This window comes from Mycobacterium toneyamaense (assembly GCF_055384815.1).
Genome location: NZ_AP040333.1, coordinates 2,587,354 through 2,614,067, shown reverse-complemented (window position 1 = coordinate 2,614,067; position 26,714 = coordinate 2,587,354). Strand labels below are relative to the sequence as shown.

General features: G+C 67.1%; 25 protein-coding genes and 1 pseudogene. 5 read left to right on the top strand and 21 right to left on the bottom strand.

All coding sequences use genetic code 11. From position 1 onward, the window contains the following. Positions 1-12: 12 nt before the first annotated feature. The 4 genes from ACZ5IQ_RS12605 to ACZ5IQ_RS12590 form a co-directional block, all read right to left on the bottom strand. A complete protein-coding gene (locus tag ACZ5IQ_RS12605; RefSeq protein WP_318984342.1) occupies positions 13-1,365 on the bottom strand; it encodes a M16 family metallopeptidase in 1,353 nt (450 codons plus the stop codon). Further along, the gene (locus ACZ5IQ_RS12600) at positions 1,343-3,622 is read right to left on the bottom strand and encodes a polyribonucleotide nucleotidyltransferase (RefSeq protein ID WP_212811767.1); all 2,280 of its coding nucleotides are present in this window, start codon (positions 3,620-3,622) and stop codon (positions 1,343-1,345) included. Before ACZ5IQ_RS12600 ends, ACZ5IQ_RS12605 begins: the two co-directional genes overlap by 23 nt. Positions 3,623-3,952: 330 nt before the next feature. Then, positions 3,953-4,222, bottom strand: a complete 270-nt coding sequence (gene rpsO / locus ACZ5IQ_RS12595; RefSeq protein WP_020101924.1) for a 30S ribosomal protein S15 — start codon at positions 4,220-4,222, stop codon at positions 3,953-3,955. A gap of 90 nt (positions 4,223-4,312) precedes the next feature. Then, a complete protein-coding gene (locus ACZ5IQ_RS12590; RefSeq protein ID WP_212811768.1) occupies positions 4,313-5,287 on the bottom strand; it encodes a bifunctional riboflavin kinase/FAD synthetase in 975 nt (324 codons plus the stop codon). An 80-nt stretch (positions 5,288-5,367) separates the two neighbouring features. Here ACZ5IQ_RS12590 and mntR point away from each other — a divergent pair, with 80 nt between their 5' ends. Beyond that, positions 5,368-6,078 (top strand): metal-dependent transcriptional regulator, encoded by a 711-nt coding sequence (mntR, locus tag ACZ5IQ_RS12585; protein WP_212811769.1) that lies wholly within the window; start codon positions 5,368-5,370, stop codon positions 6,076-6,078. Between the two features lie 34 nt (positions 6,079-6,112). Here mntR and ACZ5IQ_RS12580 read toward each other — a convergent pair whose 3' ends face one another. The 11 genes from ACZ5IQ_RS12580 to ACZ5IQ_RS12530 all read right to left on the bottom strand — a co-directional run bounded on the left by ACZ5IQ_RS12580 (position 6,113) and on the right by ACZ5IQ_RS12530 (position 17,705). After that, on the bottom strand, positions 6,113-7,618 hold the full coding sequence (locus ACZ5IQ_RS12580; RefSeq protein ID WP_244872577.1) for an aldehyde dehydrogenase family protein: 1,506 nt from the start codon (positions 7,616-7,618) through the stop codon (positions 6,113-6,115). Positions 7,619-7,634: 16 nt separating this feature from the next. Then, positions 7,635-8,483 (bottom strand): SDR family oxidoreductase, encoded by an 849-nt coding sequence (locus tag ACZ5IQ_RS12575; protein WP_212811771.1) that lies wholly within the window; start codon positions 8,481-8,483, stop codon positions 7,635-7,637. Beyond that, positions 8,480-10,081 (bottom strand): acyl-CoA synthetase, encoded by a 1,602-nt coding sequence (locus ACZ5IQ_RS12570; protein ID WP_212811772.1) that lies wholly within the window; start codon positions 10,079-10,081, stop codon positions 8,480-8,482. The genes ACZ5IQ_RS12575 and ACZ5IQ_RS12570 overlap by 4 nt, the downstream gene beginning before the upstream one ends. Positions 10,082-10,089: 8 nt before the next feature. Beyond that, positions 10,090-10,986, bottom strand: coding sequence for an alpha/beta hydrolase (locus ACZ5IQ_RS12565; RefSeq protein ID WP_244881358.1), 897 nt, complete (start codon positions 10,984-10,986; stop codon positions 10,090-10,092). A 65-nt stretch (positions 10,987-11,051) separates the two neighbouring features. Next, a complete protein-coding gene (locus ACZ5IQ_RS12560; RefSeq protein ID WP_318984341.1) occupies positions 11,052-12,320 on the bottom strand; it encodes an acyl-CoA dehydrogenase family protein in 1,269 nt (422 codons plus the stop codon). Next, entirely contained in the window at positions 12,317-13,183 is an 867-nt protein-coding gene (locus tag ACZ5IQ_RS12555) for an SDR family oxidoreductase (protein WP_318984340.1), read from the bottom strand. Before ACZ5IQ_RS12555 ends, ACZ5IQ_RS12560 begins: the two co-directional genes overlap by 4 nt. Before the next feature lie 22 nt (positions 13,184-13,205). Next, positions 13,206-14,081 carry a MaoC/PaaZ C-terminal domain-containing protein gene (locus tag ACZ5IQ_RS12550; protein ID WP_212811776.1) on the bottom strand — a complete coding sequence of 292 codons (876 nt, stop codon included), beginning with the start codon at positions 14,079-14,081 and terminating at the stop codon, positions 13,206-13,208. 1 nt (position 14,082) lies between these two features. Then, positions 14,083-14,523 (bottom strand): type II toxin-antitoxin system Rv0910 family toxin, encoded by a 441-nt coding sequence (locus ACZ5IQ_RS12545; RefSeq protein WP_212811777.1) that lies wholly within the window; start codon positions 14,521-14,523, stop codon positions 14,083-14,085. Between the two features lie 55 nt (positions 14,524-14,578). Next, positions 14,579-15,784, bottom strand: coding sequence for a lipid-transfer protein (locus ACZ5IQ_RS12540; RefSeq protein WP_212811778.1), 1,206 nt, complete (start codon positions 15,782-15,784; stop codon positions 14,579-14,581). A 122-nt stretch (positions 15,785-15,906) separates the two neighbouring features. After that, entirely contained in the window at positions 15,907-16,572 is a 666-nt protein-coding gene (locus ACZ5IQ_RS12535; protein ID WP_212811779.1) for a TetR/AcrR family transcriptional regulator, read from the bottom strand. Positions 16,573-16,757: 185 nt separating this feature from the next. After that, positions 16,758-17,705 (bottom strand): SDR family oxidoreductase, encoded by a 948-nt coding sequence (locus ACZ5IQ_RS12530; RefSeq protein WP_464481323.1) that lies wholly within the window; start codon positions 17,703-17,705, stop codon positions 16,758-16,760. Between ACZ5IQ_RS12530 and ACZ5IQ_RS12525 the strand changes: the two genes are divergently transcribed. Beyond that, complete coding sequence (locus tag ACZ5IQ_RS12525; protein ID WP_464481322.1) at positions 17,667-18,605, top strand: AraC family transcriptional regulator; 939 nt, start codon at positions 17,667-17,669, stop codon at positions 18,603-18,605. The two genes, ACZ5IQ_RS12530 and ACZ5IQ_RS12525, sit on opposite strands and share 39 nt — an antisense overlap. A 73-nt stretch (positions 18,606-18,678) precedes the next feature. Here the strand turns inward: ACZ5IQ_RS12525 and truB are convergent, their stop codons facing one another. The 3 genes and pseudogenes from truB to ACZ5IQ_RS12510 form a co-directional block, all read right to left on the bottom strand. After that, entirely contained in the window at positions 18,679-19,581 is a 903-nt protein-coding gene (gene truB / locus ACZ5IQ_RS12520) for a tRNA pseudouridine(55) synthase TruB (RefSeq protein WP_212811783.1), read from the bottom strand. After that, positions 19,578-20,243, bottom strand: a complete 666-nt coding sequence (gene pptT, locus ACZ5IQ_RS12515) for a 4'-phosphopantetheinyl transferase PptT (protein ID WP_212811784.1) — start codon at positions 20,241-20,243, stop codon at positions 19,578-19,580. Before pptT ends, truB begins: the two co-directional genes overlap by 4 nt. Continuing rightward, positions 20,243-21,189, bottom strand: a pseudogene (locus ACZ5IQ_RS12510) (metallophosphoesterase family protein). Before ACZ5IQ_RS12510 ends, pptT begins: the two are co-directional and overlap by 1 nt. A gap of 156 nt (positions 21,190-21,345) precedes the next feature. Between ACZ5IQ_RS12510 and ACZ5IQ_RS12505 the strand changes: the two are divergent. Both ACZ5IQ_RS12505 and ACZ5IQ_RS12500 read left to right on the top strand, forming a co-directional pair. Beyond that, positions 21,346-21,921: a DUF3558 domain-containing protein gene (locus ACZ5IQ_RS12505; protein WP_212811786.1), complete on the top strand. Its 576-nt coding sequence runs from the start codon at positions 21,346-21,348 to the stop codon at positions 21,919-21,921. A gap of 63 nt (positions 21,922-21,984) precedes the next feature. Further along, positions 21,985-23,628 carry a CocE/NonD family hydrolase gene (locus ACZ5IQ_RS12500; protein WP_464481321.1) on the top strand — a complete coding sequence of 548 codons (1,644 nt, stop codon included), beginning with the start codon at positions 21,985-21,987 and terminating at the stop codon, positions 23,626-23,628. On the opposite strand, the gene ACZ5IQ_RS12495 is transcribed toward ACZ5IQ_RS12500, so the two are convergent. Continuing rightward, positions 23,617-24,165, bottom strand: a complete 549-nt coding sequence (locus tag ACZ5IQ_RS12495; RefSeq protein WP_060999651.1) for a DUF1802 family protein — start codon at positions 24,163-24,165, stop codon at positions 23,617-23,619. The genes ACZ5IQ_RS12500 and ACZ5IQ_RS12495 overlap by 12 nt on opposite strands. Beyond that, on the bottom strand, positions 24,162-24,428 hold the full coding sequence (locus ACZ5IQ_RS12490; RefSeq protein ID WP_060999751.1) for a DUF2277 domain-containing protein: 267 nt from the start codon (positions 24,426-24,428) through the stop codon (positions 24,162-24,164). Before ACZ5IQ_RS12490 ends, ACZ5IQ_RS12495 begins: the two co-directional genes overlap by 4 nt. A gap of 71 nt (positions 24,429-24,499) precedes the next feature. On the opposite strand from ACZ5IQ_RS12490, the gene ACZ5IQ_RS12485 reads away from it, so the two are divergent. After that, complete coding sequence (locus ACZ5IQ_RS12485) at positions 24,500-25,249, top strand: enoyl-CoA hydratase (RefSeq protein ID WP_020101948.1); 750 nt, start codon at positions 24,500-24,502, stop codon at positions 25,247-25,249. Between the two features lie 162 nt (positions 25,250-25,411). On the opposite strand, the gene ACZ5IQ_RS12480 is transcribed toward ACZ5IQ_RS12485, so the two are convergent. Beyond that, complete coding sequence (locus ACZ5IQ_RS12480) at positions 25,412-26,710, bottom strand: MATE family efflux transporter (RefSeq protein WP_267325578.1); 1,299 nt, start codon at positions 26,708-26,710, stop codon at positions 25,412-25,414. Positions 26,711-26,714: the final 4 nt, after the last annotated feature.

Below are 26,714 nucleotides of genomic sequence, written 5' to 3'. Positions count from 1 at the left end.
GTGCACAAATCCCTAGCCGATGGCGCGCAGCTGCTTCGGCAGTGAGCGCTTGGACCGGTGCGGGCCCAGTACCGCGGCACCGAAAGGCCGCGTCAGCAGTTCGCGCGCAACGGCGTTGACCTCTTCGAGGGTGACCGCGTCGATCGACGCGAGCGTGTCCGAGATCGACTTGTGGTTGCCGTAGTTCAGCTCGGCGCGGCCGATGCGGTGCATGCGGGAACCGGAATCCTCCAGCCCGAGCACCAGACCGCCGCGCATCGAGCCCTTGGCGATGCGCAATTCGTCGGCGGTGATGCCTTCGCGCGCAACGTCTTCCAGCACGTCGGTGGTCACGCGGACCACTTCGTCGAAGCGATCGGGCAGGCACGCCGAGTACACCGACAGCGCACCGGCATCGGAGAACGTGTCGATCGTGGAGTACACCGAGTAGGCCAGACCACGGTTCTCCCGGATCTGCTGGAACAGCCTCGAACTCAACCCGCCACCGAGCGCGGTGTTGAGCACCGACAGCGCCCAGCGGTGTTCCCAGTTGCGCCCCGGCGTACGCACACCCAGGTACATGTGGGCCTGCTCGGAGTCACGTTTGACGAACTGCAGCGTCGGGGTGCCCGGCACGCGGCCGGCGCCCTTACGCGGCGGCACGGGCTTGCGGCCACGCACAAGGTGCGGCCGAAAGTGCTTGCGCACCATGGACACAACTTCGTCGTGGTTGACGTTGCCGGCGACGGCGACGACCATCCGGTCCGGGGTGTACCGGCGGACGTGGAACGAATGCAGCTGGTTGCGGGTCATCGACGTGATCGAATCGATGCTGCCGATCACCGGACGACCCACGGGGTGGTTGCCGAACATGGAGCCGAGGAAGACGTCCGCGAGGGTGTCCTCGGGATCGTCGTCGCGCATGGCGATCTCTTCGAGCACCACGTCGCGTTCCAGCTCGACATCGCTTGCGGCACAACGGCCGTTGAGCACGACGTCCGATACCAGGTCGATGGCCAGCCCGAGATCGCTGTCCAGCACGTGGGCGTAGTAGCAGGTGTGCTCGCGCGCGGTGAAGGCGTTCAGCTCACCGCCGACGGCATCCATCGACTGGGCGATCTCGACAGCGGTACGCGTCGGGGTCGACTTGAACAGCAGGTGTTCCAGGAAGTGCGCGGCCCCGGCGACACTGGGGCCCTCGTCGCGTGAACCGACGTTGACCCACACGCCGACCGACGCCGAGTGCACGTGCGGCAGGTGTTCGGTGACGACCCGCAGCCCGCCCGGGAGGTTGGTCTTGCGCACGGCGGCCGGGGCCTGCAGCGATGTCGCTGCAGAACCCCGGCCGTCGCGCGTTGTCGATTTAGGAGTTTGCAGGCGCGGCATCTGCCGGTGCAGTCTCCGTTTCGGCAGCAGCATCGGCGGTCGAATCCGCCGCTGCCGCACCCTCTTCATCCACGAGGATCAGCGAGATCTTCTGACCCTTGCCACGGTTGTCCGCGGAGATGTCCGCGATCTCCACGCGCAGCTTGTCGCCGACGTTCACGACGTCCTCGACCTTCGCGACGCGCTTGCCCTTGCCGAGCTTGGAGATGTGCACCAGACCGTCACGGCCCGGCAGCAGCGAGACGAACGCACCGAAGTCCGTCGTCTTCACCACGGTACCGAGGAACCGCTCACCGATCTTGGGCAGCTGCGGGTTGGCGATGGCGTTGATCTTGTCGATCGCCGCCTGCGCCGCCTCGCCGTTCGAGGCGCCGACGAACACGGTGCCGTCGTCCTCGATGGAGATGTTCGCACCGGTCTCCTCGGTGATCTGGTTGATCACCTTGCCCTTGGGCCCGATCACCTCACCGATCTTGTCGACCGGCACCTTGATGGTGGTGATGCGCGGCGCGTACGGGCTCATCTCGTCCGGCTCGTCGATGGCCTCGGCCATGACGTCCAGGATGGTCAGACGCGCGTCCTTGGCCTGGGCCAGGGCACCGGCCAGCACCTTGGACGGGATGCCGTCCAGCTTGGTGTCCAGCTGCAGGGCGGTGACGAAGTCCTTGGTGCCGGCGACCTTGAAGTCCATGTCGCCGAAGGCATCCTCGGCGCCCAGGATGTCGGTCAGGGCGACGTAGCGGGTCTCACCGTCGACCTCGTCGGACACCAGGCCCATGGCGATACCGGCAACCGGGGCCTTCAGCGGCACACCGGCGTTCAGCAGCGCCAGGGTCGAGGCACAGACCGAGCCCATCGAGGTGGAACCGTTGGAGCCCAACGCTTCCGAGACCTGACGGATGGCGTACGGGAACTCCTCGACGCTCGGCAGCACCGGCATCAGGGCCCGCTCGGCCAGCGCACCGTGGCCGATCTCGCGGCGCTTGGGCGAACCCACGCGGCCGGTCTCACCGGTCGAGTACGGCGGGAAGTTGTAGTGGTGCATGTAGCGCTTGGTGGTCTCGGGACCGAGCGAGTCGATCTGCTGAGCCATCTTGATCATGTCCAGCGTGGTGATACCCATGATCTGGGTCTCGCCGCGCTCGAACAGCGCGCTGCCGTGCGCCCGCGGGATCACGGCGACCTCGGCGCTCAGGGCGCGGATGTCGGTGATGCCACGGCCGTCGATGCGGAAGTGGTCGGTCAGGATGCGCTGGCGAACCAGCTTCTTGGTCAGCGAGCGGAACGCCGCGCCGATCTCCTTCTCGCGGCCGGCATAGGTCTCGGCCAACCGGCTGAGCACCTCGACCTTGATCTCGTCGGTGCGCTCTTCACGCTCCTGCTTGCTTGCGATGGTCAGCGCCTGCGACAGCGCGTCGGTGGCCACCGCGGCGACGGCCTGGAAGGCGTCGTCGGCGTAGTCGGGGAACAGCGGGAATTCGCCGGTCTCCTTGGCGGCAGCCTCGGCCAGCTCGGCCTGGGCGGTGCACAGTGCGGCGATGAACGGCTTGGCGGCCTCCAGGCCCTCGGCCACGACGGCCTCGGTGGGGGCGCCGGCGCCACCGGCGATCAGGTCGATCACGTTGTCGGTGGCCTCGGCCTCGACCATCATGATCGCGACGTCACCTTCAACCTTGCGGCCGGCGACGACCATGTCGAAGACAGCCTTCTCGAGCTGCTCGTTGGTCGGGAACGCGACCCACTGACCCTCGATCAGCGCGACGCGGACGCCACCGACCGGACCGGAGAACGGCAGACCGGCCAGCTGGGTGGACGCCGACGCGGCGTTGATGGCCACGACGTCGTACAGGTCCTTGGGGTCCAGGCTCAGCACGGTGACGACGACCTGGATTTCGTTGCGCAGGCCCGAGACGAACGACGGGCGCAGCGGCCGGTCGATCAGGCGGCAGGTCAGGATCGCGTCGGTGGAGGGCCGGCCCTCGCGACGGAAGAACGAGCCGGGGATGCGGCCCGCGGCGTACATGCGCTCCTCGACATCCACCGTCAGGGGGAAGAAGTCGAAGTGGTCCTTGGGGCTCTTGCTGGCCGTGGTGGCCGACAGGAGCATGGTCTCGTCGTCCAGGTAGGCGACGACGGAGCCGGCGGCCTGACGTGCCAGACGGCCGGTCTCGAAGCGGATGGTGCGGGTGCCGAAGCTCCCGTTGTCGATGACGGCGGTCGACTCGAACACGCCCTCTTCAATTTCAACTGCAGACATGGATGTCGCAATAACCTCTCTGGGCCCGCCCTATGCGGGTTCCGTTTTTTCTGGTTCCTCTTTGTTACTGCTGTCGCATCGTCACACGCGAGCATCCAGAAAACCCGAAAACCATCCCGCTTACTGCTGACGGCCGTCGATCGAAGCGGCCGGGGTTCATGCCCCGGCAGCCACTACCGAAGACCGCCCCACGAGGTTCAGGCGGACGCTGTGTGACGTTCCGACGTCTTGGGCGCTGGGCCCAAAACAGTTTTATGTTACTACCCGTACCAACAGCCATCGCCAGGCCTGCCGGAGCAGACCTGGCGATGGTCGTGAATCAGTGGTGCGTCAGCGACGCAGACCCAGACGCTCGATCAGCGAGCGGTACCGCGCGACGTCGACCTGAGCGACGTACTTGAGCAGCCGGCGGCGACGGCCGACCAGCAGCAGCAGGCCACGACGGCTGTGGTGGTCGTGCTTGTGCTGCTTGAGGTGCTCGGTCAGGTCCGAGATGCGCTTGGTCAGCAGGGCGACCTGAGCCTCCGGCGAACCGGTGTCGGTCTCATGCAGGCCGTACTGACCCAGGATCTCTTTTTTCTGCTCGGCAGTGAGTGCCACGAAACAACTCCATCAATTCGGTCCGCGAAGAACAACGAGGGCGCGGCCGCCGCGAACTGCAGCACGCGCGTCGGGCAGTTTATCAGGAAGCTACTGCGGAACCAGAATCGCGCGAGCCCGCTGCGTATCGCGGTCCATGGCCACAACCAGGTCGTCCACCGACTCGAACTTCTCCTGGCCGCGGATCCGCGAGACGAAGTCGACCGCCACGTGCTGTCCGTACAGGTCTGCCTCGGTGTCGAGCACGAAGGCCTCGACGGTGCGGGTACGGCCGGAGAACGTCGGATTGGTACCCACCGACACCGCGGCCTGGTAGCGCTCCCCCGGCGTCACGGTGCCGACCGACGGACCGTGCCCCAGGACGGTGAACCACGCGGCGTAGACGCCGTCCGCCGGGATCGCCGAGTGCATGGGCGGGGCGACGTTGGCGGTCGGGAAGCCCAGCCCACGACCGCGGCCGTCACCCCGGACGACGACGCCCTCGACGCGGTGCGGGCGGCCCAGGGCCTCGGTCGCGGCGGCCATGTCACCGGCGTCCACGCACGACCGGATGTAGGTCGACGAGAAGGTGACGGTCTCGGCCTGGTGGTGCTCGGCCACCAGCGAGATGCCCTCGACCGCGAAGCCGAAGCGCTCGCCGGCCTTGCGGAGCAGTGGAACGTTGCCACCGGCCTTCTTGCCGAAGGTGAAGTTTTCGCCGACCACGACCTCGAGGACGTGCAGGCGCTCGACGAGCAGCTCGTGCACGTACCGCTCGGGGGTCAGCTTCATGAAGTCGGTGGTGAAGGGCATCACCAGGAACACGTCGACGCCGAGTTCCTCGACCAGTTCGGCCCGGCGGGTCAGCGTCGTCAGCTGCGCGGGATGACTGCCCGGGAGGACCACTTCCATCGGATGCGGATCGAACGTCATCAGCACCGTGGGTACGCCGCGAGACCGGCCGGCCTTCACCGCATGGCTGATCAGTTCTGCATGTCCACGATGTACGCCATCGAACACTCCGATGGTGAGCACACATCGGCCCCAATCCGTGGGGATCTCGTCCTGCCCACGCCAGCGTTGCACGACCGCAAGCCTACGGCGCGCCGCCGCGGCAGGCACCGTGAGATCCCCGGATGAGGTGACGATTGCCTAAACTTTGTGCTGTGAGTCCTGCAGAAGACGGTGGCAACCCGCCGGATCTATCCCCGGTTGCCCAGGACTACCTCAAGGTCATCTGGACCGCGCAGGAGTGGTCGCGCGAGAAAGTCAGCACGAAAATGCTGGCAGAACGCATCGGGGTGTCGGCCTCGACGGCCTCCGAGTCGATTCGCAAGCTTGCCGATCAGGGCCTGGTGCACCACGAGAAGTACGGCGCGGTGACGCTCACCGACACCGGCCGCAGCGCGGCGCTGGCCATGGTGCGACGGCACCGCTTGATGGAGACGTTCCTGGTGCGCGAGCTCGGCTACGGCTGGGACGAGGTGCACGACGAAGCCGAGGTGCTCGAGCACGCGGTGTCGGACCGGATGCTGGACCGCATCGACGCCAAGCTCGGCTTCCCCACCCGCGACCCGCACGGCGACCCGATCCCCGCGGCCGACGGCCAGGTGCCGACTCCCCCCGCCCGGCAGCTGTCCGCGTGCGCGGACGGCGACGCCGGCACGGTCGCCCGGATTTCCGATCACGACCCCGAAATGTTGCGGTACTTCGACAGCGTCGGGATCACGCTCGATTCACATCTGCGCGTGGTGGCCCGGCGCGACTTCGCCGGGATGATCTCGGTGGCGGTCACGGCTGCCGACGCCGTGAACGACGACACGACGACCGTCGACCTGGGCAGCCCGGCGGCGGAAGCGATCTGGGTCGTCGCCTGATCCAGGTGGCCCTGTCGGCCTGCCGTTGTGCCGGTCAGCCGAGCCTGCGAAGCAGATCGCGGGCACCGAGAAGACGCCCCACGCGGTGCACGATGGCCCCGCGAATCGCGGTGTACGGGTACCAGATGAACTCGCTGTCCGGTTGCACACGAGCGGACACGATCGCCTGCGGCCGTGCGTATTTGAGCACGGCATCGGCGCCGTTACGGCGGCCCAGCCCGGACTGCTTCCAGCCGCCCTGCGGCAACGACAGCGTGAACAGATTGCCGAACACGTCGTTGATGTTCACCGCGCCGACATCGAGCCGGCACGCCACTCGTTCCGCCCGAGTTCTGTTGCCGCAGAACACCGTCGCCGACAAGCCGTAATCCGAGTGGTTGGCCAGCCGGACCGCCTCGTCTTCGTCCCGCACCTTCATGATCGGCAGCGTCGGACCGAACGTCTCCCGCTGCATACACAGCATCGAGTGGTCGACCTCGACCAGGACCGTGGGCTCGAAGAAGCCGGTGCTCTCGACCCGTGCGCCGCCGGTCAGCACCGTGGCGCCGCGGGCCACCGCATCGTCCACGTGCTGTTGCACGATCGCCAGCTGCGCCTCGGTGGCCAACGGCCCCACGTCATACCGGAATTGCTGGTCGTCCTCCCCCACGCGCAAGGCTTTCAGCTTCTCGACAACGAGACCGACGAACTCGTCGTACACACCCGCCTGCACGTAGACCCGTTCGACCGAGGTACACATCTGGCCCGAATTGGCCATGCCGCCCCACACCGCCGCATTCGCCGCCCGCGCCACGTCCGCGTCGTCGAGCACGATCATCGCGTCCTTGCCACCGAGCTCCAGACCGCACGGAATCAACCGCTCGGCAGCCGCATGCGCAATGGTCTTACCGGTTCGCGTCGAGCCCGTGAACTGGATGTAGTCGACGTTGTCGACGACAGCCGCACCGGTCTCACCCCCACCGGTCACGCACTCCAGAACCCGCGGCGCACCAACGGCTTTCCAGCCGTCAACCGCCGCTGCCACCGTCAACGGGGTGAACTCCGAGGGCTTGACCACCACGGCGGCCCCGGCGAGCAACGCGGGCACGGCATCCAGCAGCGACAGCCCCAGCGGGAAGTTCCACGGGGTGATCACACCCACGACCGGGTACGGCCGCTGCACCAGAAGTTGGCGTTTGGTCGCCGCGATCATGCCGTGGCGCGGCGGCGTGCGGTCCGCGAGCAATCCGGGTGCGGTCCGCGCGTAGTAGTTGATCGCATCCACGATGTACGGGATCTCGAGATTGGCCTCGGCCCATGGCTTGCCGGTCTCGCGCTGCAGCATCACCGCCAGCCGACATTCGTTGTCCAGCAACCAGTCCCGGTATTTCAGCAGATGCGCTGCCCGCGCTCGCGGCGACAGGCCGGCCCACCCGGCCTGTTCGACACGGAGGTCCGCGATCACCGCGGCCACCGCCTCGACGCTCATCGCCGGTATCGAATCGATGACCCGGCCATCAGCCGGAGAACAGACCGTGATGGTGGCCGTGGCTGAAGTCAACGTTGGCGCCTTTCGGTCAATGCTGGAGTCTGCTGTGGTACGCCGCGCGCACCGCGGCGTCGGTGTGGGTGAACGCGGTGTCGAAGTGCGCGGCATGGGAAATCCAGTGCCGGGCACCGTCCGGCAGCGCGCCCAGGATCTTGATCATCGCGCCGAGTGCTTGCGGCACAGCCACTTTCGATCTACCTCGCGTGACGGCCTCGACGATGGCCGCCGCCACGTCGTCGGGTTCCACTTCGCTGATGGGCTGAATCCACCGCGGGGCGCTGTGGCCCGCCGAGAGCTCGGTGTGCACGACACCCGGGAGCACCGCGGTGACGGCGATGCCGGCGGCGGCGAGTTCGAGGTGCAGGGTCTCGGTGAATCCGACGACGGCATGTTTGGTGGCGCAGTAGGTGGCGAGACCGGGGAACGCGCTGACGCCGGCCAGTGAGGCGACGTTCACGATGTGGCCGCCGCGCCCACGCATCCGGATGGCGGCCTGTTTCGATCCGTTCAGCACGCCTCCGAGGTTGATGGCGACCATGCGGTCGGTCATCTCGTCGGTCTCGTCGGCGAACAGCCCCGTGGGCATGATGCCGGCGTTGTTGATCAGGACATCGACGCGACCCAACCGGCTCTCGACGTCGTCGAGGAAATCCGCGAACGACGCCCGGCTCGTCACATCGAGGTGTAGTCCGCAGACCTGTTCGCCAGTGGCGGCGAATTCGGCGGCCGTCTTCTCGACCAGCTCGACATCGACGTCACCGAGGGCGACCCGCGCACCGGCGCGCAAGAACGCCAGGCCGGTTGCGCGTCCGATGCCCCTGGCACCGCCGGTGATTGCCACCACCCGGCCGCGAATATCGTTGTGCTTCTTGGTCATCGCTCCATCACCTTCTGCAATTGCGCCTTGAGCACCTTGCCGGTCTCGTTGCGGGGCAGGATGTCGACGAACACGACATCGCGCGGCACCTTGTGCCGCGCGAGGCCGGCCCGGACGTAGCTCTTGACCTCGTCGGCGTCGAGTTCGGCGCCGGGGCGGCGTACCACGAACGCGCACAACCGCTTTCCGAACTCGGCGTCGTCCACGCCGACCACCGAGGTTTCCGCCACCGCGGGATGGCCGGCGAGCAGATTCTCGACCTCCAACGGGAAGACGTTCTCGCCGCCGGACACGATCATGTCGTCCTCCCGGCCGTCGACGAACCACAATCCGTTCTCGTCGAAGTGGCCGGTGTCACCCGACGACAACAAGCCGTCGACCGACTCCTTGTTACCGCCGTCGGTGTAACCGGCGAAGCTGAGACCGCTGGCGACGAAAAGTGTTCCGCTGCGGCCGGGTTCGGTGATCCGGCGGCGCTGCTCGTCATACGCGGCGAGGGTGCAGCCGACCGGCGGGCGCCCCACAGTGCCCGGCGCGCTGCGCAATTCGCTCGGGGTGGCGACCGCCGCGACGGCGACCTCCGTCGACCCGTAGAGGTTGTAGAGCACGTCACCGAAAGCGTCCATGGTGCGGCGGCACAGATCCGGGGACAGCGCCGAACCCGCGGCGAACACGACCCGCAGCGACGACGTGTCATGACGCGCCAGGACCTCGGGGCCGAGGTCGAGAATCCGGGTCAGCATCGTAGGCACGACGATGAGCGCCCCCACCCGGTGGCGTTCGATCGCCGCGAGCGTCGCCTCGGGATCGAACCGGCGCGCGAGCACGACACGGTTACCGAGCGCCAAACCCAAAGCGCAGGTGGCCAATCCAGTGGCATGGAACATCGGGGCGGCGACGTAGTAGGCACCGCCCGACGGCCACGGAATCCGGTCCAGTAGTTGCGCGGACTGCAACGGGCTGACCTTGTTCCGCGGCGCACCCTTCGGCGTGCCGGTGGTGCCACTGGTCAGCAGGACCATGCCCCCGACCGAGGCCGGCGCGGGCAACGGTGCCGTCGACCGGCCCGCGGCGAGCGCCGCCAGGCCGCTCACGCCGGACCAGCCGATGCGGTCGACCTCGAACGGCAGGACGTCGATCAGGTCGGTGAACTCGTCGTCGGCGATCACCGCGGTGACGTTCTCCCGCTTGCACACGTCGGCCAGCTGCGGCGCCGCGAACCCGGTGTTGAGCAGAACCACTCTGGCGCCGACCTTTCCGGCGGCGAACAGCGACAGCATCAGCGCGCGGTGGTTTCGTGCGATCAGGCCGATCACGGCGCCTGCCCCGATCCCGCGGCCGGCCAGGCCCCGCGCCAATCCGTTCGACGTCGCTTCCAGGTCGGCGAAGCTCAGCGTGCCGTCCTCATCGGTGAGTGCCGGGGCATCGCCGTAACGCGATGCGACGTGTCCCACCAACCCACCGAACGACCCGTAGCGCCGCAGGCCCCGGGACGCGGCTATCGCGTCCAGCGGTCGACAGACGTCCACCAATCCCCTGCGCTGCAACACGATGGCGGCCTCGACCACATCGCGCACCTGATCCAGTAGCTGTGTCATCACGTCCTTCAGTCCTGTGCCACGGGCTGGCCGGGCTGCGTCACGGCCGCCCGGAGAAACTCACCGCCTGCCGTCATGCTGTCCAGACTTCCGTCGCGGCTGCGCGGAAACATCCAATAGGCGTGCGCCAGTCCCGGCCAGACGCGTTGCTCGCAGTGGCCCCCGGCGGCCACGACCCGGGCAGCGAACGCCTCGGCATCGGCACGCATCACTTCCCTTGTGCCATAGTGCAACTGAATGGGCGGCAGGGTCTCGAGGTCAGCGTTAAGCAGGCACAGCCGTGGGTCCTCGATATCGGCGCCACCCACGTACAACGCCACGGCACGGGCGGCTCCCCGTGGATCGAACGGCTGCCGGCGCACCCTCGGGTCAGCCATCGGCGCTCGGTAGGCCGGGTCGATCAACGGGCCCCACAACGCCAGGGCCGCGGGTGCCGGTAGCCCTTCCCGCTTTGCCCGCAGGGCCGTCGCCACCGCGAGGTGACCGCCCGCCGAATCGCCGGCGATCACGACTTTGCGTGGGTCGTAACCCTGGACCAGTAGCCACCGATACGCGGCCATCGCCGCGTCCTCGGCCGCGGGAAAGGTGTTCTCCGGGGCCAGCGGATAACCGATGACCAAGGCCGGCAGCCCCGAATGCTGCGAGACGTACGACGCGAACCCGCGATGCGTGCGCGGTGAGCAGATCAGGTAGCCGCTGCCGTGGAGTACCAGCACAACGCCCGCGTCGTCGCGGGCGCCCGGAGCGCGGACCCACTCACCACGCAGTGGCGCGTCGACCGGCTCGACCCGGGTTCCGGCGACCACGGGGCTGAGGCCGACGATCGCGGTGTTCGCGGCCGGCCGCAGGCGGGTGATCAACCACGGGTTGGCGGTCAGCAGCCGCAGGGCGACACCGAAAGTCATGCGTGCAGCCGAGTTCGCAGTCATCCGATCGACAATCGCCATCATGGTGAGTGGGGCCGCGGGTCTCATCCGGCGAGCAGCCCCTTCGCAATGTGGGTCACCTGGACCTCATTGCTGCCCGCATAGATCATCAGCGACTTGGCATCCCGGGCAAGTTGTTCGACGCGGTACTCGGCCATGTAACCGTTGCCACCGAACAGTTGCACGGCGTCCATGGCCACCTCGGTCGCGACCTCCGACGAGTACAGCTTGACCGCGGACGCCTCCGACAGCGACGGAATCTTCCCGGCCTGCACCTTCTCCAGCGTCTGGAACACCATGTTCTGCACGTTGATTCGGGCGATCTCCATCTTGGCCAGCTTGAGCTGGATCAGCTGGAACTGCCCGATGTTCTGGCCCCAGAGCGTGCGGGTCCTGGCGTAGTCGAGGCAACGCCGGTGGCATTCGTTGATGATGCCCAACGCCATCAGCGCGACGCCGAGCCGTTCGGCGACGAAATTCGCCCGGGCGCTTTCCCGCCCGTCGCCGCCGCCGTGATCTTCGGTCTCGCCGAGCAGACGGTCCGGCGTGATGCGCACGTTGTCGAAGAACAGCTCGCCCGTCGGCGAGGACATCATGCCCATCTTCTTGAAGGCCCTGCCCTGCGTCAGCCCCGGCATCCCCGCCTCGAGGACGAACGTCAGCACCTTGCGGTTGCGGCGATCGGCATCGGGATCGCCTTCATCCAGCTTGGCGTACACGATCAGCACGTCGGCATCGGGGCCGTTGGTGATGAACGTCTTCTGGCCGTTGAGGATGTAGTCGGCCCCATCACGCTTGACGTAGGTCTTCATGCCGCCGAACGCATCTGAGCCGGCATCCGGCTCGGTGATCGCCCAGCACGCGATCTTCTCCAGCGTCACCAGCTCGGGCAGCCAGCGCTCCTTCTGCGCCAAGGTGCCGCGGCTGGCGATGGTGGCCGCACCCAATCCCAGGCTGACACCGACGGTGCTCAGCAGACCGATACTGACCCCGGCGATCTCGGACACCAGCACCGCGGCCATCGACATCTGCCCACCGAGATCGCCCATGCCGGCGGACGAGCCCGCGCGCTTCTCCCGCTTCGGCTCCCCCGCAGCCACCGCGGCGGCCTTCGCCCGCTCCTTCTCCAGCATGGTCTTGACCGCTTCCGCGGCCACCGCGTCAAGTCCGAACTCGCTGAACAGTTTCCGCACGACCGGATACGGCGATATCTCGCCGCGCTCCAATCCGTCCCGGTGCGGCTCGATCTCCTTGTCGATGAACTCGCGGACACTCTCGCGAATGAGTTCATCGGATTCAGACCACTCGATCATGACAACCTCGCCGCGATGTCGTCGATCTCCCACAGGCCGTCGGTCTCGATGGTCGACACGTCGTGCCAGCCGCCGAGTTCGGAAATCGCACCGCCCTGCACCGCGAAAACCTTTCCGGTGACGGGGCATTTCTCGGTCGCCAGGTAGGCGACCAGCGGCGAGATGTTCGCCGGGCTGAACAGGTCGACCTCGCCCTCATCGGGTTCGGCCATCAGGGCACCCATGCCCGGGGTGGCGAGCGTGAGCCGGGTGCGCGCGATGGGGGCGATGGCGTTGGCCCGCACGCCATAGCGCTCGAGTTCTTCCGCCGCCACCAACGTCAACGCCGCGATACCCGCCTTGGCCGCGCCGTAGTTCGCCTGGCCCGCGTTGGGGATGGTCAGGCCCGACCCCGATGCCGTGTTGATGACCGAGGCGTTCGGCTGGTTACCGGCCTTGCTCTGCGCCTTCCAGTAGGCGGCGGCGTGCCGGAGCACCGAGAAGTGGCCCTTGAGGTGCACCGAAACCACAGCGTCCCACTGTGATTCCTCGAGCGTCGGGATGAAACCGTCACGCAGAATCCCGGCGTTGTTGACCACGATGTCGAGACCACCGAACTCGCTGACCGCCTGATCGATCAGACCGGCCGCGCCCGCCCAGCTGGCGATGTTGTCGGTGTTGGCGACGGCTGTTCCGCCGGCGGCGACGATCTCGTCGACCACTTCCTGTGCCGGGCCGGCATCGGCGCCCTCACCGGAGTTGCTCCCGCCGAGGTCGTTGACGACGACGCTGGCCCCCTCTCGCGCGAACAGCAGCGCGTGTTCGCGGCCGATGCCGCGCCCGGCGCCGGTGATGACGGCGATCCGTCCTGCCAAAGCTCCCATGTCTGAAGTCCTTTCAAGTCAACTAGTCGGCGAAGACGGCCAGGCCGTCGGTGATGGCGAATTCCTCGCCGGCGCTGCCGCTTCGCACCGTCTCGAACGCGTACCGCGTCGTGTGACTGCCGCGACCGGCCTTCCAGATTCGGGTCTCCAGGTCATCTCCGGGAAAGACCATCTTCGAGAACCGGACGGCAAATCTCTTGAGCCGGTTGACGTCTTCCCCGCCGACCTCGGTCAGCAGGGCCCATGAGGTGAACGCCATGGTGCACAGGCCATGGGCGATGATGCCCGGCAGACCCGCGTCCTTGGCCACCTCTTCGTCGAGGTGGATCGGCATCGGGTCACCCGATGCCGGTGAGTACCGGAACGTCTGGTCCGCATCGACGTGCTGGATGACGGTGGCCAGCGGCGGCTGGTCACGCAGTGCGGCATCGAACTTGTGCGACGGACCCAGCTCGCCGATCTTCTTGCCTGCGTTGAATCCGCGGAAGAAGCACGTCACGTACTGTTCGTTGACCAGGTCGCCGTCGTCCGTTCGGCATTCCAGGTAGACAGCTGCGCGGGTGCCGTTCTCGAGTCCTTCGTACCCGAGCATCATGCCGCGCGACACCAGCCTGTCGCCGGGGTAGATCGGCCGGTGGAAGTGAAAGTCCTGCTCCCCGTGCACCACCCGCGGAATCAACTCCACCGGCGCCACGTCGACGGTGGGTGTCAGCAGCGATTCGAACACCGGCACGATCGCGAAGATCGGGGGCGCGACATCACCCGCCAGATGTGCCGAGATGGGGTCGTTCGTGGCCTTGGCGTAGTCGATGAGATGGTCGCGGGTGACCTCGAAGTGATCCTCATCGGTCCATTTGTTCAGGCCGGAATCGTCGAAAACCAGTTCCTCATCCGGCATGTCAGACCGCCGCCGTGGCGAGGGCATCGAGCTGCTCGAGCGTCTTGTCGAGCTGCTTGGCGCCGTCCTTCTCCACGGCCTTGGCCAGCGCGCCCTTCACCAGCGCACCCTCGAAATCGCCGGCCACCTTGAACTCCGAACCGTCACCAGACGGCGTCACCGTGAACTCGAAGAGCGCCTTCACGCCCGCCATGCCGGTTCCGGACAACGCGAACGAGGTCGGGGCGTCCATCTTCTGGATCGTCCATTCGATCTTGTTGGCCATACCGAGCATGACGATCTTCGCGGTCAGCGTGGTGCCCGGGGTGACGGTCGCCGGTACGTCGCTCAGCCACTTCTCGTGGACGGTGAACCACTTGTCCCAGGTGGAGAGATCCGAAACGATCGACCACAGCGCCTCCGGGCTGGCCGACAGCTGCTTGGTGGCTTCGATGTGTCCCATGGTTGTACTCCTAGTTCTTGCTGATCGGTTGTGTTGTGTTCGTTGATGTTTCGGTTCAGCGCTCGGCGCGCTGGTAGGCGGTGACGACGGCCGCCCCGCCCAGGCCGATGTTGTGCTGCAGCGCGGCCGTGACGTTCTCGACCTGACGCTTGTCGGCGGTGCCGCGCAGCTGCCAGGTCAGTTCGGCACATTGCGCGAGGCCCGTGGCGCCCAGCGGATGACCCTTCGAGATGAGCCCACCCGACGGGTTGACCACCCAACGTCCGCCGTAGGTGGTGTCGCCGTTGTCGACCAGCTTCGCGGCCTCACCTTCGCCGCACAGCCCCAGCGCTTCGTATAGCAGCAGTTCGTTGGCGCTGAAGCAGTCGTGCAGCTCGATCACCTGGAAGTCCTCGGCGCCCAGGCCGGCCTGTTCGTAAACCTGTTGCGCGGCAGCGACGTTCATGTGGTAGCCGATCAGCGCCTTACAGGTGCCGTCGAAGCTGTTGTCGAAGTCGGTGGTCATCGCCTGTCCGACGATCTCCACCGCGCGGTCGGCCAGTCCGTGCTTGTCGACGAACGCCTCACTCGCCAGGATCGCCGCACCGGAGCCGTCGGACGTCGGCGAGCACTGCAGCTTGGTCAGCGGGTCGTAGATCATCCGCGCGCCCAGGATGTCCTCGAGGCTGTATTCGTCCTGGAACTGCGCGTACGGGTTGTTGACCGAGTGCTTGTGGTTCTTGTAGCCGATCTTGGCGAAATGCTCAGCGGTGGAACCATATTGCTTCATGTGCTCGCGACCGGCCGCGCCGAACATCCACGGCGCCGGCGGGAACAGCACCTCGGAGATCTCGGCCATGGCCATGATGTGCTTGGCCATGGGCTGCTCGCGATCGTCGTAGGTCGAACCGAGCGATCCGGGCTGCATCTTCTCGAACCCGAGCGCCAGGGCGCAGTCCGCCAGACCGCTGCGCACCGCCCGTGCCGCGAGATACAGCGCGGTGGAGCCCGTCGAGCAGTTGTTGTTGACGTTGACGACCGGGATGCCCGTCATGCCGAGTTCGTAGACCGCCCGCTGACCCGACGTCGACTCCCCGTACACATAGCCGACGTACGCCTCTTGAATCTCACGGTAGTCAATTCCCGCGTCTGCCAATGCTTTTGAGCCGGACTCGCGTGCCATGTCGGGGTAGTCCCAGGGTGACCCGTCCGGATTGAGCCGAGCGCCGGGCTTCTCGAACTTCGTCATGCCGACGCCGATCACATACACCTTGTTGGGCATGAACCCTCTCTTTCTGTGCGGTGACAGAAACATACCAACCTGTTTGTATCTTTACAAGAGGGTAGCGAAAGGTGGCGGCAAACCAACCGAGTTTGCCGCCGCGACACGGCGAAAAGTGTTACTTAGGAGGTTATTTCGGAGTTGACGGCGTTCCCGTCGAGAGCTTCGACAAACATGCCGTGCAGCTGGCCGCACACCCGGTTCCAGCGCTTTCTGGCCCGATCTGTGTCCCGGTCCACAAAGCTCGAGAGCAGAATCCCCCGCAGCGCGTCCATGGCGGTGAACGCCAAGTCGCGCAAGTCCTTCTGCGCGGCCCGATTCGGAACCAGCTGCGCCAGCGCGCTGACCAATGCGCTGGTGACAATGGGTTCGACGCGGTCGATGTGCTCGGCCAGACCCGGATCGGTACGCGCCGCCACCCAGAGTTCGAGCGTCGCAAAAAAGACCGGCCCCTGATGCGATTCCCAGAGGTAGTCGAGCATCGTGGAAACCGGGTCAGGGTTGCTTTGCACCCGCCCGAGGTCGCGGACGGCGGCCTGCACCCGCTGCTCGGCCAGGTGCTCGACCGCGGCTGCCACCAGGTCTTCCTTGGAGCGGAAATGGTGAACCTGCGCCCCACGCGTCACGCCGGCGATCTCCGCGACCCGTTGCGTCGTGGTTCCGGAATATCCGTAGGTGACCAGGCATTCGACTGTGGCGTCGAGCAGGCGGGTGCGCATTGCGGCACTGCGCTCAGCCTGGGTACGGCGCTTGGCCTGCCCCTCCACACCTGCAGTCACGCGTTGCATCTTACGTGGACGCAGATCCAGCCCGGACGATAAACGATGCGAATCGGTATGTAAATGTGCCGCTGGGCAACACGGCGAGCCGCCTGCTCAGTGCCTACTCGACGGCGAACCCGGCTCCACGAGAAGCGCCTCGGCATTCGGCTGGCACCGACTTTGACTGCACCTGCGAGAGAACGACTTTCGTCTCACGTTCGAGACTGCAGGTACTGGCGCAGACTCTCGGGAGCATGTCCGGTCACCGCGCGGACGTCGTTGGTGACGTCGGCGAGATCGCCGGCGGCGATTGCAGTGTAGGTCGATACCCAGGCGTCGTACTGCCACTGTGGAACGTTCCAGAGTCGTCGGCGTGACGCATAGGCTTCTTCTATCGTCTCGTTGTGGTAGGTCACCGAGCGTCCCGAGACCTCAGAGATGATCCGGGTGACCTCAGTCAACGTCAGGGCTTCCGGACCTGTGAGGGTATAGGTCGCGTCGGCGTGTGCGGCCGGCTCTTTGACGACAGCTGCGGCAACACGAGCTACGTCAGCACGTGTGACAGGAGCCAGCCGCCCGTCTCCGGCGGGACCCCGCAGGACGTCGTCCTCACCCACGAACTCCGGGAGCACGTCTGCGTAAAAGTTGTTCCGAAGAAACGTATACGAGATACCGCTGGCGCGGATGTACTGCTCGGTGCCCCAGTGGTCACGCGCCAAGGTGAAGACGGCATCACTCGCTGCGCCGGCGAACGAGGTGTAGACGATGTGACGGACGCCGGCGGAGACCGCCGCATCGATGAACGCCCGATGCTGGTCGAGGCGGTCGGCGCTCTCGGCGCCCGACACCATGAACAGAACATCGACGCCGACCAAACTGGCACGCGTGACGTCGTCGTCGGCATATGAGCTCTGGACCGCTACTGCACCCGCGAGTGCGGGAGCCTTCTGCGGATTGCGGGAGAGCAGCCGCAGCGCAGCCCCTTCGTTCGCGAGCCGACGAGCGACGATCGCGCCGAGATGACCGGTCGATCCGGTGACGGCGAGCGACGGATTGTTCATGGATCCTCGATCTGTGACAACGATATTGAACCTATCCTTGGGCTCACCGAAGGCATTGTCATGGTGATTCGAGGTCATACGATGAACAAAATTGGACATTCGAGCATCTTGAACGTCCGTTACTCGACGAGTCGGCTTTCGATCGAAGTGATGTCTCTCAGCGAATTGCGGTTACGTGCCCGGCCGATTACGGATCAGTTCTTGCGGCCTCAGCGAGTGGACTTCGATCTGCTGGTGGTGTGCGACGCGGGAACGTTTCGCCACACCGTGGATTTCGTCGAGTACGTGCTGAGTCCGGGAGACGTGCTCTGGGTGCGTGCCGGCCAGGTCCAGGAATGGCAGTCGTCCGCCGTTATCGCGTCACACGCGCTGCAGGCCATCGACTACGCGGATGTCGCCGCGACCATCGTGCTATTTCAACCCACCCGGCTTGACGAGCGAGCGCGCGCGCTGAGTGGATCAGTTCAACCGCGGTCTTTGTGGTCCCGGGCGGCTGCGCACGCGTCTCCCGCCCGCCGCCGACTCGACGACCTCATCGAAACCGCAGCACGTTCGCTGCCACCGAGCATGCAGGAAGAGCTCCTGGCCCGGATGCTGGGCATGCTGGTAGTCGAACTTGCCCTCGCCGATCCGGCGGAGAAGCCTGCACATGGAACATCAGAAGACCTTTTCAGCGCTCTAACCGCGGCGATCGACGCCAACTTTGCCTCCACGAGAAACACCGGCGACTACGCCCGACAACTGGGCTACTCGGCGCGCACGATCAATCGCAGCGCATTACGCAACACCGGCCTGACGGTCAAACAGCTCGTCGATCAGCGAGCGTTACTCGAGGCCAAACGCCTCCTCGTCCACGACACCGCATCCGTGCAAGCCGTCGGCCGCGCCGTGGGCTTCCCTGAACCGACCGCATTCACTCGGTTCTTCCGGCATCGCGCGGGTGTCACACCACTTGAGTTCCGGACAGCTCAGATGACTCCAAGATCTGTCGCGCAATGACCTGGAGCAAGTCCGATGACCGGCCGGGCTCGACCGGTCAAAGGCGGCTTTCGTGGATCGGAATGCGCCACCGCTACAACGTGGCCGGTCGCAGGACCACGACGCTGCTGGTGCGCTTTGGCCCGTCTTCCAGCAGCGCGATGACCCGCCCGTCGGGTGCGGTGGCGGCGTAGGCCCCGTCGATGCCGGCCGGCTTCAGGGCCCGGCCATGCCGGGTGTCCTCGGTCTCGTCATCGGTCAGGTCGCGGCGAGGGAACCCGAGCAGGCACGCAGCGTCCAGCGAGTAGCTCAGTTCGGCCGCATCGTTCAACTGTTCCAGCGTGCGCGCCTCGTCCAAGCCGTAGCGACCAACCTTGGTGCGCCGCAACGCCGTCAGGTGTCCACCGACGCCGAGCGCGGCGCCGACGTCACGGGCCAGCGCCCGGATGTAGGTGCCCGACGAGCAGTCCACGGTGACGTCCACGTCGACGAACTCCTCGACGCGACGGACCGCGTCCACCGTGAAGCGTTCGATGCGCACCCGGCGGGCCGCCAGTTCCGGCGCCTTCCCTTCGCGGACCAGCTTGTACGCGCGCTCGCCGTCGACCTTGATGGCACTGACGGCCGAGGGCACCTGGTCGATCTCGCCCCGCAAGGCCGCGACCGCCGACTCGATCTTGTCGTCGGTCACGTGCGCGGCCGAAACCGTCTCCAGCACTTCGCCTTCGGCGTCTTCGGTCGACGTGGTCTGGCCGAGCCGGATGGTCGCGATGTACTGCTTGTCGGTGGCGGTCAGCAGCCCGAGGATCTTGGTGGCCCGTTCGATGCCGACCACCAGCACGCCGGTGGCCATCGGATCCAACGTGCCGGCATGCCCGACCTTCCGGGTCCCGAACAGTCGCCGGCACCGGCCGACGACATCGTGGCTCGTCATCCCGGCAGGCTTGTCGACGATCACCAGACCCGGCGGCGGGGCCGGCTTCGATGCAGCTTTCACAGCGAGATCGCCGTCAGGACAAGGCCGTTGGACACGGTGAAGCGCCCGGGCAGTTCGGTCAGCGGCGGCCCGGACTCGGCGGACGGGTCGATCAGGATGCGCGACAGGAACGTGCCCGAGGTCCCCGACGAATCCAGCTCGAAGGTGATGTGCGCGTCCTCGAAACCCAGCCAGCGATGGGTCAGCGGGAACCAGGCCTTGTACGTCGCCTCCTTGGCACAGAACAGGATTCGATCCCAGTGGAGGTCACCCTGCAGCGTCGCCACGGCGTCCTGCTCGGCAGGCAACGCGACCGCGCCCAGCACGCCCTTGGGCAGCACGCCGTGCGGTTCGGCATCGATACCGACCGACCGCACCTCGGTGGCGCGGGCCACCACGGCGCCGCGGAAGCCCTCGCAGTGCGTCAGGCTGCCGACGATGCCGTCGGGCCAGCACGGTTCACCCTTGTCCCCCTTGAGGATCGGGACCGGGCCGACATCGAGCTTGCTCAACGCCTCACGGGCGCAGTGCCGCACGGTGATGAACTCGTTGCGCCGTTTGGCCACCGAACGCGCGATCAGGGGCTCTTCCTCCGGCAGTGGAACGAGATCGGCCGGGTCCGAATACGTCTCGGCGGTGGCCACCACGTCGGGCAGCACCTGCGATAACAGGGCGTCGCTCATCACAACCGCCTCGAATTGATCCGGTCCTGCATCTTCTGCGCGTGCTCCCGCATTTCCTGGGTGATCTCGAAGTGGCCACCGAAGTCGTTGAGGTAGAGGGTGGGTACTGGGGGTCCGGCAGGATTTGGCGCATCCACCGATAAGGCTTGCGGCGCCGCCACTCTCGCGGATAGCCGACCGATACTTCCTCGAACCGCACCCCGTCGTAGTAGGTGGTGCGCGGGATGTGCAGGTGGCCGTACACCGAGCAGACGGCGTTGTAGCGGGTGTGCCAGTCCTTGGTCGCGGTGGTGCCGCACCACAGCGAGAACTCCGGATAGAACATGGCATCGCAGGGCTCGCGCACCAGCGGGAAGTGGTTGACCAGGACCGTGGACTCCATCCAGTCCAGGTCGTCGAGCCTCTTGCGGGTGACGTTCAGCCGGTCCCGGCACCACGCGTCCCGGGTGGCGTACGGCTCGCTCGACAGCAGGAACTCGTCGGTGCCGACGACGTTGCGCTCCTTGGCCAGCGCGAGCCCCTCGGCCTTCGTCGCCGTGCCCGCGGGCAGGAAGCTGTAGTCGTACAGCAGAAACATCGGCACGATCGTCGCCGCGCCTCCGGGGCCGGTCCAGACCGGGAACGGGTGCTCGGGGGTCACGATGCCCATCTGGTCGCACATGTCGACCAGGTAGTCGTAGCGGGCCTTCCCGAAGATCTGCATCGGGTCCTTGTTGGTGGTCCACAGTTCGTGGTTGCCGGGCACCCAGATGACCTTGGCGAAACGCTTGCGCAGCAGGTCCAGGGACCATCGGATGTCGTCGGTGCGCTCGGCGACATCGCCGGCGACGATCAGCCAGTCGTCGGGCGAGGCCGGGTGCAGCGACTCGGTGACCGGCTTGTTTCCGGTATGCCCGATGTGCAGGTCACTGATTGCCCAAAGGGTCGGCTGGGTCGACACAAAAATCCAGCCTACTTGGGCGACAGCAACGCCCGCTGGAGTGCCAACCGTCCCGCGCAGCGGGAGAAACTAGAACAGGTTCTCCCATCCTGTCCGGTGTGACGCAGGCGACTTGTAGACTCCCCGCAGTATTGCTCGGATCTAAGGGGTGTCATGGCAGCGATGGCCGGGAAACTGCGGCTCGTGTCGGCGCTGTGTGCGCTCGTGACGGCAGGCGTGGTGGTCACACAGACCAACCCGGTGTCACCGACCGCCGGCGACGACGTCGAGCTGCGCTCCACCTCCGCCCCGCTCAGCAGCACCATCAAGTCGCCGATCATCGCCACGACGAACCCGAGCCCATTCGACCCGTGCGACCAGATTCCGCTCGACGCCATCAACGCCATGGGCCTGGGCTTCACCCCGCCCGACCACGAAGACGGCCTGCGCTGCCACTACGACGCCGGTAACTACCAGATGGCCGTCGAGCCGATCGTGTGGCGCACCTACGAGCAGACGCTGCCGGCCGACGCCGTCGAGCTGAACATCGCCGGACACCGCGCCGCGCAGTACTGGATCATGAAGCCGACCGACTGGAATGACCGGTGGTGGGTGACGTGCATGATCACCTTCAAGACCAGCTACGGCCTGATCAACCAGTCGCTGTTCTACTCACCGATCGAGTCGCCGGACCGCCCGGATTGCCTGCAGACCAACCTGCAGCGCGCCAACCAGCTGGTGCCGTTCTACAAGTTCTGATTGTCGGCCGCCCGTCGAGCTCGCGGACGGCGCCGCACGGTACGGATCGGTACCATCCGAAGGGTGAGCTCCCGAATCGCCCATCTCGGCTCCCGGTTGCTGAGCCGCATCCTCGACGTCCCGCCGCCCACGACGGACTACACCGTCAGCCGCGTCACCACCCCGATGCGCGACGGCGTCGAACTCGTCGGCAGCCACTACGCACCCACCGGCGCCGCGAAGGGCACCCTCCTGGTTCGGTGCCCCTACGGCCGCGGCTTCCCCTTCGGCCCGGTGTTCGGCGCTGCATACGCCCGCCGCGGCTACCACGTGCTGCTGCAGAGTGTGCGCGGCACGTTCGGCTCCGGTGGCGACTTCGAACCGATGGTCAACGAGATCGCCGACGCCGTGGACACCGCGGCCTGGTTGCGCGATCAGCCGTGGTTCACCGGGTCGTTCGCGACAATCGGGTTGTCGTACCTGGGCTTCACCCAGTGGGCGCTGCTCACCGATCCCCCACCCGAACTGAAGGCCGCGATCGTCATGGTGGGCCCTCACGACTTCGCTGAATCAGCCTGGGGCACAGGCGCGTTCACGCTCGACAACTTCCTGGGCTGGAGCGACATGATGGCGCACCAGGAAGATCGGCCGCTGGCCGTGGTGCTGCGGCGGTTCCTGGCACCGCGCCTGGTCGCCCGCACCCACACACAGGCTCCGGCCGGAGCCGCCGGACGCCGGCTACTGGGTTCCGGAGCGACCTGGTACGAATCCTGGCTGAGCCACCCCGACGGCACCGACCCGTTCTGGGAGAACATGGCCTTCAGCGACACGCTCGACAAGGTCGACGTGCCGGTGCTCCTCATCGGTGGCTGGCAGGACCTTTTCCTGGAGCAGACCCTGACGCAGTTCCAGCGCCTGAAATCGCGTGGCGTGCCGACCGCCGTCACCATCGGATCGTGGACCCACACCCAGGTGATGACCCGCGGCGGCGCCACGGTGCTGCGCGAATCCCTGGCGTGGCTCGACACCCACCTGGCCGAGCGCGCGCCGGCATCCGAACGGGCGGCCGTCCGGGTCGAGGTCAACGGACAGGGCTGGCTGACCATGCCGGACTGGCCACCGGCTGCCACCGAACTCGAGCTCCACCTGCAACCGGCGCACCGGCTCAGCGCCGCCACGCCCGCCGATACCGCACCGCCGTCACGGTTCACCTTCGATCCCGCGGCGCCGACGCCCACGCTGGGCGGCCGGCTGCTGTCGTCGTCGGCGGGCTACCAGGAGGACTCCGCCCTCAGCCGGCGGCCCGACGTCGTCGACTTCACCGGTGAGCCGCTCACCGAAGACCTGTACCTGGTCGGCACGCCGGTGATCGAGCTGACGCAGTCCTGCGACAACCCCAACCGGGACATCTTCGTCCGGCTCAGCGTGGTCGACGTTAACGGCAAGTCCCGCAACGTCAGCGATGGATTCCGCAGGTTCACAACACCTTCCGACGAACCCGAGACCATCCGGCTCGAGCTCGACGCCGTCGCGCACCGGATCCCGGCCGGGTCCCGGCTACGGGTGATCGTCGCGGGCGGCTGCCACCCCCGTTACGACCGCAACCTCGGCACCGGCGAGCCCGTCGTCTCCGGCGAGCGCATGGTGCCGGCCACGCACACGATCCATCACGGGACGGGCGGGGTGTCACGGCTGCTGCTACCGACGGTGGCGCTGTCAGCCGACTGAGTCACGCACCCGCTGGGCGACGGCGGCCAGCGCCGCGTCGTCGTGCACCGGCGAGCCCCACTCGGGTGTGACGGGCAGCTCCACCCAGCTGCGGCAGCCGGCGTAGTCCGGCGTGCGCGGCAGCCGCACCGGAGCCACGAGCGGTTTCGCCTGCACCACCAGGACCGTCAGCCGGTGCCGGGGCCGGAAATCCAGCCGGTCGTTCTGAACGGACTCAGCGGTCCAGATATGAAGATCGGCGATGGCGTCCAACTGCTCCGGGCGCTCGACTGCCACGGCGGCAACGACTTTCGCGCCACCGCGCACAACCACCTCGGTATCGGTGCTGTCCCCGGCCGCCCGGTTCAGCAGATCGGTGAATTCGGGCCGGACCCGTTGCGCGTGGCTGTGCTCGACCGTCGGGAAGAACACGAACTCCGGCGCCGATACCTCGAAACGCTTCTCCCCGATGCCACCCTTGCGCAACAGGACCGTCTGCCGCCCGTCGAGCAGCGCCTGGACCGCCGCGCCCCACTCCTTGAGTGCGGGCGAATTCACTTGGCGGCCAACCTCGCCTGCACCTCGGGCCGCCGCAGCGGCGGCACCGTCTTGGGCGGCTGCCGACGGGCCGGCAGCTGGTCCAACAGCCTCTCGGTGACGGCCGTGACCTCGGCGACAGCGGCTTCGAAAGCATCGACGTTGGCAGCGGTGGGACGGGTGATCCCGCTGACCTTACGGATGTACTGACGCGCGGCGGCCTCGATCTCCTCGGCCGTGGCGGCCGGCTCCAGGCCACGCAGTTCGGTGATGTTGCGGCACATGCCCTCCACGATAGGCCCGTCCAAGCCGCAAGTTACGGTGTCGGTGGGTGACCGCAACGCAAGGAGCCAACGTGACCGACGTCCTACTGATCGACACCACCGACCGGGTTCGCACCCTGACGCTGAACCGGCCCAAGTCCCGGAACGCGCTGTCGTACGAACTGCGCGACGCCTTCTACGGCGCACTGCGCCAGGCCGAGGCCGACCCGGACGTCGACGTGGTGATCCTGACGGGCGCCGACCCGGTGTTCTGCGCCGGCCTCGACCTCAAGGAACTCGGCGAAGGCGCGGATCTGCCGGACATCTCGCCGAAGTGGCCCAACATGACCAAGCCCGTGATCGGCGCCATCAACGGCGCGGCCGTCACCGGCGGCCTGGAACTGGCCCTGTACTGCGACATCCTGATCGCCTCCGAGAACGCCAAGTTCGCCGACACCCACGCCCGCGTCGGGCTGCTGCCGACGTGGGGCCTCAGTGTGCGGCTGCCGCAGAAGGCCGGCGTCGGCCTGGCCCGCAGGATGAGCCTGACCGGCGATTACCTGTCGGCGGCCGAGGCGCTGCGCGCCGGGCTGGTGACCGAGGTGGTGCCGCACGACGAGCTGCTCCCGACGGCGCGCCGGGTGGCCGCCTCGATCGTCGGGAACAACCAGAACGCCGTGCGCGCGCTGCTGGACTCGTACCACAAGATCGACGGCTCCCAGACCGACGCCGGGCTGTGGATCGAAGCCGCGTCGGCCCGGAAGTGGATGGACGCGTCCAGCGGCAACGACATCGCCGCCAACCGCGACGCCGTCATGCAGCGCGGCCGCACCCAGGTCTGACCCCCCGCGAGCGGCCGTGTTTGTACGCCGACACGCCGCTCCAGGTGTACAAGAACGTCCCGCTCACCAGCGCTGAGCGGGACGTTTCTGTACGGAACCCTCGGTTTGTCGCGCGCAGACAGGCACGCTCGCGCATGGGGCACACTCGCGGTGGCGGGCCAGTCACGCCCAGCGGCCGGACAACGCGCGCCAGCCGACGAAGACGAGTCGCAGCACCAAAAATGTGCTGAGCCCGGACCAGATGCCGGCCAGGCCCCACCCGAAGGCCAGCGACAGCCAGATCAGGGGCAGGAAGCCGACGAGCCCGCTGATCAGGGTGGCGTTGCGCATGAACTTCGCGTCACCGGCGCCCAGCAGCACCCCGTCGAGGGCGAAAACGATTCCGGCGATGGGCAATTGGGCCACCATGAACCACCACGGGATGCCGATCTGGTCCCGCACCGCATGATCGGCGGTGAACACTGCCGGCAGCACGCCGGAGCCGAGTGCGAACACGGCCGCGAGCACCGTCGCCGCGGCGGCCGAGTAGACCGTCACGCGCCGTGCCACCGTCTTGGCGTGCGCCGGCTCCCCCGCGCCGAGGGCCGCGCCGACCAGCGACTGCGCCGCGATGGCCAGCGAATCCAGCACCAGCGCAAGGAAATTCCACAGCTGAAGCACCACCTGATGGGCGGCGACGGCGGCCGCACCGAACCGGGCCGCGACCGCGCCGGCAGATAGGAAACACACCTGGAACGCCAGGGACCGCAGCACCAGGTCGCGCCCCATGGTCAGTTGGGCGCGCAGCACGTCGGGCCGCAGCCGCAGCGAAACCCGTTCGGACAACAACGCATACCCGAAAAGCGCCGCGGCGAGCCACTGCCCCACGAGGTTCGCCACCGCCGAGCCCGTCAGGCCCAGCCGCGGCAATCCGAGCCACCCGAACACCAGCAGTGGACACAGCACCGCTGAAATACCCACGCCGACAAGCACATACCGCAGCGGTCGCACGGTGTCCTGCACGCCGCGCAGCCAGCCGTTGCCGGCCATCGACATCAGGATCGCCGGCACGGCCAGGATCGCCACGCGCAGCCACGGCAACGCGGTCTCGGCGATGCCGCCCCGCGAGCCGGCGATGGCCGTGAGCAGCAACGGGGCCAGCGCCTGCACCACGACGACGATCAGCACACCGAGTGCCAGCGCCAGCCACGTCGCCTGCACGCCCTCCCCGACCGCGCCGGCCCGGTCACCGGCGCCGAAACTCCGGGCCGACCGCGACGTCGTGCCGTACGACAAGAACGTCAGCTGCGACCCGACCAGACTCAGGATCAGTCCACCGACGGCCAGACCGGCCAAGGGCAGCGCGCCCAGCCGGCCGACGACGGCGGTGTCGAGCAGCAGGTAGATCGGCTCGGCGGCGAGCACCCCGAGGGCCGGGAAAGCCAACGCCGCGATCCGCCGGCCGGTGACCTCAGTGGTCATGATG